Origin of the sequence: Ralstonia sp. GX3-BWBA, from assembly GCF_003290055.1 — a bacterium.
Classification (GTDB): Bacteria; Pseudomonadota; Gammaproteobacteria; order Burkholderiales; family Burkholderiaceae; genus Ralstonia; species Ralstonia holmesii.
Map to the genome: position 1 here is coordinate 151,797 of NZ_QMKS01000016.1, position 11,263 is coordinate 163,059.

Here is an 11,263-nt window from a genome sequence, read left to right on the forward strand (position 1 = left end):
GAGCATCGCGGGGCCAAGATCGGGCCGCGCCGTAGGATCGTGAGCGGGTTCAGCGCACCTTGCCTGCCTTCCAGGCTGCGAGCAGCTTGTCGTAGGCCACCGTCTCACCCTTCGGACGCTCGTTGTCGAGCTTCTTCCACGGGGCGTGTTCGGTCGACAGCCACTTCGACGGATCGCTTTCCGGATTCAGCTTCGGCGCGCAGTTCTTCATGCCGGCGCGCTGCAGGCGACCCATCACCTGGTCCATTTCCTTGGCCAGGTTGTCCATCGCGCCTTGCGGGGTCTTTTCGCCCGTGACGGCCGTGGCGACGTTCTTCCACCAGAGCTGGGCCAGCTTCGGATAGTCGGGCACGTTGTTGCCGGTCGGCGTCCAGGCCACGCGGGCCGGGCTGCGGTAGAACTCGATCAGGCCGCCGTACTTCGCTGCGTTCTTGGTGAAGTAGTCGCTGTGGATGTCGGAGTCACGAATGAACGTGAGGCCGGTGATCGACTTCTTGAGCGACACGGTCTTCGACGTGACGAACTGCGCGTACAGCCACGCGGCCGAGCGGCGCTCGAACGGGGTGGACTTGAAGAACGTCCACGAGCCGACGTCCTGGTAGCCGTTCTGCATGCCGTCCTTCCAGTACGGGCCGTGCGGCGACGGGGCCATGCGCCACTTCGGCGAACCGTCGGCGTTGACGACCGGGCCCGGCTTGGTCATCGGCGCGGTGAAGGCGCTGTACCAGAACACCTGCTGGGCGATGTGGCCTTGTGCGGGCACCGGGCCGGCTTCGTTGAAGGTCATGCCGGTGGCTTCGGGCGGCGCGTACTTCTTCATCCAGTCGATGTACTTGGTGAGGGCGTACACCGCGGCCGGGCTATTGGTGGCACCACCACGCGACATCGAGGCGCCCACCGGGGCGCAGCCTTCCACGCGAATACCCCATTCGTCGACCGGCAGGCCGTTCGGGATGCCCTTGTCGGCGGAGCCGGCCATCGACAGCCAGGCGTCGGTAAAGCGCCAGCCCAGCGACGGATCCTTCTTGCCGTAATCCATGTGGCCGTAGACGCGCTTGCCGTCCAGCTCCTTCACGTCGTTCGTGAAGAAGTTGGCGATGTCTTCATAGGCCGTCCAGTTGACGGGCACGCCCAGGTCGTAGCCGTACTTGGCCTTGAACTTGTCCTGCAGGTCCTTGCGGGCGAACCAGTCGGCGCGGAACCAGTACAGGTTGGCGAACTGCTGGTCCGGCAGCTGATACAGCTTGCCGTCAGACGCGGTGGTGAAGCTCGTGCCGATGAAGTCCTTCAGGTCCAGGCCCGGGTTGGTGAACTCCTTGCCTTCGCCGGCCATGTAGTCCGACAGCGGCATCACCACGCCATAGCGGTAGTGCGTGCCGATCAGGTCGGAGTCGGAGATCCAACCGTCATAGATGCTCTTGCCCGACTGCATCGAGGTCTGCAGTTTTTCGACGACATCGCCTTCCTGCATGATGTCGTGCTTGACCTTGATGCCGGTGATTTCTTCGAAGGCCTTGGCGAGCGTCTTCGATTCATACGCATGCGTGTCGAGCGTTTCCGACACGACGTGGATCTCGGTCACGCCCTTGGCCTTGAGCTTGGCTGCGGCGTCGATGAACCACTTCATTTCCGCCATCTGCTTGTCTTGCGACAGCGTGCTGGGCTGGAATTCGCTGCTGATCCACTTCTTGGCTTCGGCTTCGCCGGCATGGGTTGCGCCGACTGCCAGGGCGCTCGCCAGTGCAATGGCACTGATCTGAAGCGTCATGCGCCAGGATGTTTTCATTGGTATCTCCTCGTGCTTGTTGGCTTGTTGTTCTCCCCGCAGCGAAAACATCCGGCATTCCGACGCGGGGAGCGTGATGGAATGCCTGTGCCCGTACGTCAATTTGGGCGTGGAAGCATCAACGTGTGCCGATGCCTCCGGACTTGCAAATTCAAGTACATCGATGGCGCATCAGCCGCGCCACATCACGATCACCAGCACCACCATCGAGGCGATGAAGCCACCCCAGGCGCTCGTCTCTTCCGACGTGAGCCCAACCCACGCCAGGTTGATATAGGCCGCAGTCAGCAGGCCGATGAAGAGGCGGTCGCCGCGCGTGGTGGCAATGGGCAGGAAGCCCTTGCGCTCCACGGTCGGTCGAACGACCTCCCACACCGTCATGCTGGCCAGCATCAAGGCGATGCAGCCGAAGAAGGTCGCCACTTCGGGCGTCCAGGCCATCCAACTGAACATATTCTTTTCTCCAACATTCGTTCCCGCGTTCGTGGAAACGTGATCAGGGCGAAGCACAGCGGTTCTGACGGTTCGGCGTGGCCGCAGACAGTACGTGTGGTACGGCAAGGCCGCGCCGGGCCGTCAGAATCGTCCTGATCGCGTTTACACGCGGCCCATCGCAAAACCCTTTGCGATGTAGTTCCGCACAAACCAGATCACCAGCGCGCCGGGAATGATCGTCAGTACACCGGCCGCAGCCAGCACGCCCCAATCCATGCCCGAGGCCGACACCGTGCGCGTCATCACCGCGGTGATGGGTTTGGCATCGACGGACGTAAGCGTGCGCGCGAGCAGCAGCTCCACCCAGCTGAACATGAAACAGAAGAACGCCGTCACGCCCACGCCGGCCTTGATGAGCGGCAGGAAGATCTTCAGGAAAAACTTGGGGAAGCTGTAGCCGTCGATGTAGGCCGTCTCGTCAATCTCGCGCGGGATGCCCGACATGAAGCCTTCCAGAATCCACACCGCCAGCGGCACGTTGAACAGCATGTGCGCCAGCGCCACGCCCAGGTGGGTATCCATCAGGCCGACCGTCGAATACAGCTGGAAGAACGGCAGCAGGAACACCGCGGGTGGCGTCATGCGGTTCGTCAGCAGCCAGAAGAACATGTGCTTGTCGCCCAGGAAGCGGTAGCGCGAGAAGGCGTAGGCCGCCGGCAGCGCCACCACGGTCGAGAGCACCGTGTTCATCGTCACGTAGATGATGGAGTTGATGTAACCCCAGTACCACGACGGGTCCGTGAAGATGATCTTGTAGTTGTCGAACGTGACGAGCTTCGGCCAGATCGAGAAACCGGCGAGCGTCTCCTCGTTGGTCTTGAGCGACATGCTCAACATCCAGTACAGCGGCAGCACGGCAAACGCCACATACACCGCCAGCGTGATCGCGCGAGCAATCTTGCGCTTGTGCTCGTTGTTGTTCTGCTTAGGCATGGTCGTCTCCCGCGGCCGTGCTGGCGCTGCCCATGCGCTGCATCCAGTTGTAGAGGACGAAGCAGAACAGCAGGATGATGAGGAAGTACACGATCGAGAATGCCGCCGCCGGACCCAGGTCGAACTGGCCGACCGCCTTCTGCGTCAGGTACTGCGACAGGAACGTCGTGGCATTGCCAGGGCCGCCGCCGGTCAGCACGAACGGCTCGGTGTAGATCATGAAGCTGTCCATGAAGCGCAGCAGCACGCCGATCATCAGCACGCCGCGCATCTTCGGCAACTGGATGTAGCGGAACACGGCCAGGCGGCTGGCGCCGTCAATCTCGGCGGCCTGGTAGAACGCATCCGGAATCGAACGCAGGCCGGCATACGCCAGCAACGCCACCAGCGGCGTCCAGTGCCACACGTCCATGATCAGCACGGTGATCCACGCATCGAACGAGTGCGACGTGTAGTTGTAGTCGATCCCCATCTCGTTGAGCCAGTATCCGGCCAGGCCGATATCCGAGCGCCCGAAGATCTGCCAGATCGTGCCGACCACGTTCCAGGGAATCAGCAGCGGCATGGCGAGTACCACCAGTGCAGCCGAAGCCTTCCAGCCCTTGGACGGCATCGACAGTGCCAGGCCGATGCCCAACGGAATCTCCACGGCCAGCACACACAGCGAGAAAATCAGCTGGCGCGTGAGCGCGTCCTGCAGATCGCTGTCGCGCAGGATCTGGCGGAACCAGTCCACGCCCACGAAGACGTGCTGCTCGGGGCTGATGATGTCCTGCACCGAGTAGTTCACCACCGTCATCAGCGGCAGGATGGCGGAGAACGCCACGCACAGGAACACCGGTAGGATCAGGAACCACGCCTTGTTGTTGAGCGGCTTGTTCATCGGCCGATCCTCTCGTCATTGCTGTAGTACAGCGTCTGCGGCGCATCCAGGCGCAGCCACACGCGCGATTCGGTGATGCTCACTTCATTCGGCAGCTTTGCCTTGATGGGCAAGCCGCCGGCCTCGCTCAGGCTGGCCGTCAGCAACTGGTGCGTACCCAGTTGCTGCACCTGATGCACGTTGGCGGCCACGGTGCCGACTTCACCGGCCGCCGCCAGCTGCACGAATTCCGGGCGGATGCCGAGCTTGAGCGAACCGTTTGCGTTCTTGAGCGTGGCGAGCGTGTCGCCCCCGACCGTCAGACGCTGATCGCCCAGGGCAATCACATCGCCGTCCACCGTCACCGGGTACAGGTTCATGCCCGGGCTTCCGATGAAGTACCCGACGAAGGTGTGGTCCGGCCGCTCGAACAGCGCTTCCGGGCCGCCTTGCTGCACGACCTTGCCTTCGGTCATGACCACCACCTCGTCGGCAAAGGTCAGCGCCTCCACCTGATCGTGTGTCACGTAGATCAGCGTGAGCTTGAGCTGGTGGTGAATCTTCTTGAGCTGGCGACGCAGTTGCCACTTCAGGTGCGGGTCGATGACGGTGAGCGGCTCGTCGAACAGAATGGCCGCCACGTCCTTGCGCACGAGGCCGCGGCCCAGGGAGATCTTCTGCTTGGCGTCAGCCGCCAGGCCCGAGGCGCGGCGTTTGAGCGCGTGCTGCAGTTCGAGAATCTCGGCCACTTCCTCCACGCGCTTCTTCACTTCGGCTTCCGGCGTCTTGCGGTTGCGCAGCGGGAAGGCGAGGTTGTCGAACACGGTCATCGTGTCGTAGATGACCGGGAACTGGAACACCTGCGCGATGTTGCGTTCGCGCGGCGTTGCGTGCGTGACGTCGCGATCGTCAAACAGCACCTGTCCTTCGGACGGCGTCAGCAGCCCGGAGATGATGTTCAGCAGCGTGGATTTGCCGCAGCCCGACGGGCCCAGCAATGCGTATGCACCGCCGTCGCGCCAGGTCATGTTCATCGGCTGCAGCGCGTAGTCGCTCAGACTTTGCGGATTGGGCCGGTAGCTGTGCCCCAGGTTGCGGAATTCAATGCGTGCCATGTGCGCCTCCCTGCTTGGGCGCGCTCACCAGCTTGCCCGCATCGTCGAACAGGAACAGTTCGGCCGGATCGACAAACACGTCCAGCGCCGCGCCGAGTTTGAACTCGTGCACGCCGGGCAACTGCGCGACCAAGCCGATCGTGTTCGACTGGCCGGCAGCATGCGCGCGCACGTGCAGATAGGTCTCGGAGCCCGATAACTCGGCCAGTTCTACCGTGCCCGGCAGGGCAACTGCGCCGCCGTTGCGCGGCGTCAGGCGGATGTGGCTCGGACGCAGGCCGATGCGGCAGCGCGTGCCGGCCGCCATCGGCAGCGGGCGCGTCCACGCAACGTCAATGCCTTGCGGCAGCCGGATCTGGTTGCCCTCAACCACGGTGGCGTCCAGCACGTTCATCGGCGGGTCGTTGAAGATGGCCGCCGCGTTGACCGATACCGGCACTTCGTACATGTCGAGCGTCGGACCGTCCTGCAGCACGCGGCCTTCATGCATGACGACGGTGTGGCCGCCCAGCAGCAGCGCTTCCTGCGGCTCGGTGGTGGCGTAGACGACCGTCGTGCCGCCGTCGGCAAAGAGCGATGCCAGCTCGGCACGTAGTTCTTCGCGCAGCTTGTAGTCGAGGTTGACGAGCGGTTCGTCCAGCAGCACCAGCGGTGCACGCTTGACGAGTGCCCGGGCCAGCGCACAACGCTGCTGCTGTCCGCCGGACAGCTCCGCCGGCAGGCGCTGCAGCAGGTGTTCGATGTGCAGCTTTGCGGCGACGGCACGCACACGCGTGTCGATCTCGCTCTTGTTGGTGCCCTGCAGGCGCAGCGGTGAGGCGATGTTGTCGTACACCGTCATCGCCGGGTAGTTGATGAATTGCTGGTACACCATCGCCAGATTGCGATCGCGTACCCCCACGCCCGTCACGTCCTTGCCGTCGACCAGTACGCGGCCGGTCGTCGGCCGGTCCAACCCGGCCATGATGCGCATCAACGTGGTCTTGCCGGCCTGCGTCGGCCCCAGCAGCACGTTGATGGCGCCGGGCGCCAGCCGCAGGCTGGTCGGGTACAGGTGCGTCTGCGCCCCGACCATGGCCGTAACCTGGTCCAGTTCCAGAATCAATTGATGTCTCCCGTCTTACTGCTTTGATTTCTTGATGTCTTGGCTCGTGCGCCCGGCCCGGTGCGTCAGGGCGCGCGTTCCGCAACTGGCGCGGTCTCGCCTTCGGGCAGATGCCGCGCCAGCCAGCCTTCCAGGCGGCTGCGGTCTGCATCGCTGGCGTGCAGGCCCAGCTTGGTCCGCCGCCACAGGATGTCTTGCGCCGTGCGGGCCCATTCGTGTTCGATCAGATAACGGATTTCGGCTTCGTACAGCCCGGGCGTCACTTCGGCGCCCAGCTCTTCCAGCCGCGTGGCGCCGGCCAGCATCGTGTTCAGGCGCGTGCCGTACTGGTGCGCATAGCGCATCGCAAGTTGGGTCGGCAGCCAAGGCAAACGTTTTTGCAGGCGCGTCACAAAATCGTCGAAGGTGTATTCGGCAACCAACTGCCCCGGCGCTTCCAGATCGCCGCCCGGCAGCGATGCGGTGGCCGTCCACGAAGGCTTGCCCGCAAGAGGCAAATGCGGGGCCAGGTGGTCCAGCGCTTCTTCGGCCAGCTTGCGGTAGGTGGTGATCTTGCCGCCCCACACGTTGACGAGCGGTGCGCTGGCGCCGTCGGCGCCGGTTTCGCATTCGACCAGGTAATCGCGCGTGATGGCCGAAGCGTTGGCGGCGCTGTCGTCCAGCAGCGGCCGCACACCCGAGTAGCTCCACACCACGTCGCCCGGCGTCAGCTGCTGGGTGAAATAGCGGCTGGCCATTTCGCACAGGTATTGGATTTCGCCCGCGTCAATGGCCACTTGGTCCACCGAGCCCTTGTATTCCAGATCCGTCGTGCCGATCAGCGTGAATTCGTTCTGGTACGGAATCGCAAACACGATCCGCCCGTCCGGGTTCTGGAAGATATAGGCGAACGGGTGGTTGAACATCCGCCGCACGACGATGTGGCTGCCCTTGATCAGGCGCAGGCCGCGCGTGCTCGGCAGGGCGTGCGCAGAGCGGGCGAACTCCGCTGCCCACGGCCCGGCTGCATTGACGATTGCCTTTGCGCGCACGGAGCGAATGCCCTCCGGGCCGGCCAGCGAGGCGTGCCAGCCATCGGCGCGGCGCTCGGCGTTCAGGCAGCGCGTGCGGGTGAAAATCTGCGCCCCGCGGTCCGCCGCGTCGCGGGCGTTGAGCACCACCAGGCGGGCGTCGTCCACCCAGCCGTCGGAATAGACGAAACCCCGCGTGTAGCCTGCCTTGAGCGGCTTACCTGCCGGGTGCTGCGCAAGCTTGATGGATTCCGAACCCGGCAGAAAGCGCCGGCGCGCCAGGTGGTCATAGAGGAAGAGGCCCGCGCGGATCATCCATGCCGGGCGTTGCGCCGCATCGTGCGGCATCACGAAACGCAGCGGCCACATGATGTGCGGCGCCATGCGCAGCAGCACCTCGCGCTCCTGCAGAGCCTTGCGCACCAGGCTGAATTCGTAATATTCGAGGTAGCGCAGCCCGCCGTGGATCAGCTTGGTTGAGGCCGAAGAGGTGTGCTGGGCCAGGTCGTCTTTTTCACACAAGACCACCGACAGGCCACGGCCCACGGCATCCCGCGCGATACCCACGCCGTTGATGCCGCCTCCGACCACCAGCAGATCACAGTCCAGATGCGACGCGTCAGTGAGTTGCATGGGTTGGAATCTGTTGATTTGCGCGTCTTTTCTTGCGAATAGTGACGCGTTGGCGGATAGTTTAGTGAAGGGCGAAAATAAAGCAACATAGGGAATCGCCTAATCCGCTCACATGTGTTCGTTTGTGTTCATTTCGTGACTTGATGCTTCCGCGACACCGCCAGATCCTCGAATACGTCCGCCAGCACGGCGATGCCTCCGTCGACGCGCTTGCTCGCGTGCTCGGCGTCACGACGCAAACCATTCGCCGCGATATTCGGCAGCTCGAAGACGAGCGCCTGCTCGCGCGCTACCACGGCGGCGTTGGCCTGCCATCGTCGGTCGAGAACATCGACTACGACCAGCGTCAGGTCCTGCACATCGACGCCAAGCGCCGCATCGCCGAAGTCGTCGCGCGCCATGTCGAGTCCGGCCGCTCGCTCATCATCAATATCGGAACGACCACCGAAGAAGTCTCCAAGGCGCTGGTCGGCCAGAGCGGACCGCGCGGCCTGCGCGTCATCACCAACAACCTGAACGTCGCGTCGATCCTCTCCGGCAGCCCGGATGCCGAAGTCATCGTCGCCGGCGGCCTCGTGCGCAACCGCGACCGCGGCATCGTTGGCGAGGCTACGATCGACTTCATGAAGCAGTTCCGCGTCGACATCGGCATCATCGGCGTCTCCAGCATCGACGAAGACGGCACGCTGCTCGACTACGATTACCGCGAGGTCCGCGTCGCCCAGGCCATCATCGAGCAGTCGCGCGAAGTTTGGCTTGTCGCCGATCACTCCAAGTTCGGCCGCCGCGCGGTCGTCCGCCTGGGCCATGTTTCCCAGATCGACAAGTTCTTCACTGACGTCCCGGTGCCCGAGCCGATGGCCGAAGTCTTCCGCGCCGCCGAGGTCGACGTGGTCGTCGCCAGCGAAACGCTCTGACGTTTGATCTGGCGCTCCTGCAGTCTTCGCCCCGTCGACTACAGTGAAATGACAAGGCGCGCACCTTGCGAGCCGCACTGTCATCCAGATTCGTCATACGGGGAGCATCGTGAGCAAGCACTCACATGCGGCAATCCTTTCGATCTTCGCGGGCATCGTCACCGAACACATCGCTGCTTTGCGCGATGCCCTCGCCAGGCTGGCTGCGCCCAGCCCAAGCGGCGAAGATCTTCACCAGTTTCGCGTCACTCTGCGCCGCCTGCGTTCGGCTTGGGTGACGTTCGCGCCGGTCCTGCCAACCAGCTTTGCCGCAGAGTGGATACCGCGCCTGCGTGCGCTCGCCGCTTCCACGGGTCCTGTGCGCGAATGGGATGTGTTGCTCTCCGATTGGCTTCCCGCTGCCCGGGAGTCGCTACTCGATAGTGACGAGGCAGGCCGGGCATGGCTGGACGAGGCGCTTACAAAGTCCCAAGGGGCGCGCAACCGTGCATGGGAGGAACTGCGTGCTGAGCTGGCGTCGCCAGATGTGTCGGAAGCGCTGCTTGAACTGGAGCAGGCGGTCGCTGCGTTTCATATAGAAGGTGAGCCCGAACGGCATCTCCGTTTCGCTCGTGCACAGGCCCGGGCGCTCAGAAAGAAGCTGATCCGTCGCGGGCGCCACCCCAGGCGGTTGTCTGCACCGCGGCTGCATCGTGCTCGCATCGCCGCCAAGCAATGGCGCTATCTATATGAAGCGTTCTACCCGGCGCTTGGCGCCAACGTAGCCAAGCGGTACCGGAGCCATTTGCGCAAACTGCAAGACGCCCTGGGCGAGGTACACGATGCGAGTGTCGCCCTTGATTGCGTTGCGGGCGTATTGGATGCGACGCCGCCGCTGTCTATAGTGAACGCCTTTCACAAGCGCGCCAGCAGCGCGCGGGGCCGGGCAGCCAAGGGTCTGCGATGGATGCGGTCCCACAAGGCGCCATAACCCTGGGGAAAGTGCAGAAAGACCCCGTAATGAGAAAGGGCTTGCACTGTTCGGAAAACCCGCCTATAGTTCGCCCCTCGCTGCAAAACACAGCGCCGAAACGCAGGTTGAGGCGGTGGAGTTAGGTGGTGGAGAAGCAGGAGTGGGGCGGGTTTGCGGTCGATTGTGTGGTTGGCGATTGGCTGGAAATTCAGGAGTGGTTGGCGGCGAGTTGATGATAAAAATTCTTCGACGAGTTGTTGACAGCGACGAAAAAGCTCTGCATAATCTCGTTTCTCTGCTGCAGACAACGCAGCGACGCGGTGAACAAAGTTGATCGCGAAGTTCTTTAACAAGCAAACAGCCGATAAGTGTGGGCGCTTAATACTGGATGCGGCGGATTTCGATCCGCTAGCTAACAAGTAATGAAGTGCTCGCACAGAAGTAAGGTTTGAACGAAAGTTCAAGTCAGATTCTGAGAGTGAGCGACCGCTCGTAAAGAGCGAAAAACAGCAGATTGAACTGAAGAGTTTGATCCTGGCTCAGATTGAACGCTGGCGGCATGCCTTACACATGCAAGTCGAACGGCAGCATGATCTAGCTTGCTAGATTGATGGCGAGTGGCGAACGGGTGAGTAATACATCGGAACGTGCCCTGTAGTGGGGGATAACTAGTCGAAAGATTAGCTAATACCGCATACGACCTGAGGGTGAAAGTGGGGGACCGCAAGGCCTCATGCTATAGGAGCGGCCGATGTCTGATTAGCTAGTTGGTGGGGTAAAGGCCCACCAAGGCGACGATCAGTAGCTGGTCTGAGAGGACGATCAGCCACACTGGGACTGAGACACGGCCCAGACTCCTACGGGAGGCAGCAGTGGGGAATTTTGGACAATGGGCGAAAGCCTGATCCAGCAATGCCGCGTGTGTGAAGAAGGCCTTCGGGTTGTAAAGCACTTTTGTCCGGAAAGAAATGGCTCTGGTTAATACCTGGGGTCGATGACGGTACCGGAAGAATAAGGACCGGCTAACTACGTGCCAGCAGCCGCGGTAATACGTAGGGTCCAAGCGTTAATCGGAATTACTGGGCGTAAAGCGTGCGCAGGCGGTTGTGCAAGACCGATGTGAAATCCCCGAGCTTAACTTGGGAATTGCATTGGTGACTGCACGGCTAGAGTGTGTCAGAGGGGGGTAGAATTCCACGTGTAGCAGTGAAATGCGTAGAGATGTGGAGGAATACCGATGGCGAAGGCAGCCCCCTGGGATAACACTGACGCTCATGCACGAAAGCGTGGGGAGCAAACAGGATTAGATACCCTGGTAGTCCACGCCCTAAACGATGTCAACTAGTTGTTGGGGATTCATTTCCTTAGTAACGTAGCTAACGCGTGAAGTTGACCGCCTGGGGAGTACGGTCGCAAGATTAAAACTCAAAGGAATTGACGGGGACCCGCACAAGC

The 11,263-nt window shown here is 62.3% G+C and carries 9 protein-coding genes and 1 rRNA gene; 3 read left to right on the forward strand and 7 right to left on the reverse strand.

Going from position 1 to position 11,263, the window contains the following annotated elements; translation table 11 throughout:
- Nucleotides 1–49: 49 nt before the first annotated feature.
- From DOD19_RS17105 to glpD, 7 genes are all read right to left on the reverse strand, one after another.
- Entirely contained in the window at nt 50–1,786 is a 1,737-nt protein-coding gene (locus tag DOD19_RS17105) for an ABC transporter substrate-binding protein (protein ID WP_112186781.1), read from the reverse strand.
- A gap of 171 nt (nt 1,787–1,957) precedes the next feature.
- Nucleotides 1,958–2,239 carry a DUF2160 domain-containing protein gene (locus DOD19_RS17110; RefSeq protein WP_024977477.1) on the reverse strand — a complete coding sequence of 94 codons (282 nt, stop codon included), beginning with the start codon at nt 2,237–2,239 and terminating at the stop codon, nt 1,958–1,960.
- Between the two features lie 144 nt (nt 2,240–2,383).
- Nucleotides 2,384–3,214 carry a carbohydrate ABC transporter permease gene (locus DOD19_RS17115; RefSeq protein WP_024977478.1) on the reverse strand — a complete coding sequence of 277 codons (831 nt, stop codon included), beginning with the start codon at nt 3,212–3,214 and terminating at the stop codon, nt 2,384–2,386.
- A complete protein-coding gene (locus tag DOD19_RS17120) occupies nt 3,207–4,097 on the reverse strand; it encodes a sugar ABC transporter permease (protein ID WP_112186783.1) in 891 nt (296 codons plus the stop codon). The genes DOD19_RS17115 and DOD19_RS17120 overlap by 8 nt, the downstream gene beginning before the upstream one ends.
- Nucleotides 4,094–5,191 carry an ABC transporter ATP-binding protein gene (locus DOD19_RS17125; protein ID WP_112186785.1) on the reverse strand — a complete coding sequence of 366 codons (1,098 nt, stop codon included), beginning with the start codon at nt 5,189–5,191 and terminating at the stop codon, nt 4,094–4,096. The genes DOD19_RS17120 and DOD19_RS17125 overlap by 4 nt, the downstream gene beginning before the upstream one ends.
- Complete coding sequence (locus DOD19_RS17130) at nt 5,178–6,296, reverse strand: ABC transporter ATP-binding protein (protein ID WP_112186787.1); 1,119 nt, start codon at nt 6,294–6,296, stop codon at nt 5,178–5,180. The genes DOD19_RS17125 and DOD19_RS17130 overlap by 14 nt, the downstream gene beginning before the upstream one ends.
- A 65-nt stretch (nt 6,297–6,361) precedes the next feature.
- Entirely contained in the window at nt 6,362–7,939 is a 1,578-nt protein-coding gene (glpD, locus tag DOD19_RS17135; RefSeq protein ID WP_112186789.1) for a glycerol-3-phosphate dehydrogenase, read from the reverse strand.
- A gap of 143 nt (nt 7,940–8,082) precedes the next feature.
- Here glpD and DOD19_RS17140 point away from each other — a divergent pair, with 143 nt between their 5' ends.
- The 3 genes from DOD19_RS17140 to DOD19_RS17150 form a co-directional block, all read left to right on the forward strand.
- Nucleotides 8,083–8,856: a DeoR/GlpR family DNA-binding transcription regulator gene (locus DOD19_RS17140; RefSeq protein ID WP_112186791.1), complete on the forward strand. Its 774-nt coding sequence runs from the start codon at nt 8,083–8,085 to the stop codon at nt 8,854–8,856.
- A gap of 109 nt (nt 8,857–8,965) precedes the next feature.
- Nucleotides 8,966–9,826 carry a CHAD domain-containing protein gene (locus DOD19_RS17145; RefSeq protein WP_024977484.1) on the forward strand — a complete coding sequence of 287 codons (861 nt, stop codon included), beginning with the start codon at nt 8,966–8,968 and terminating at the stop codon, nt 9,824–9,826.
- A 498-nt stretch (nt 9,827–10,324) separates the two neighbouring features.
- A 16S ribosomal RNA gene (locus DOD19_RS17150) occupies nt 10,325–11,263 on the forward strand; the annotation flags it as partial.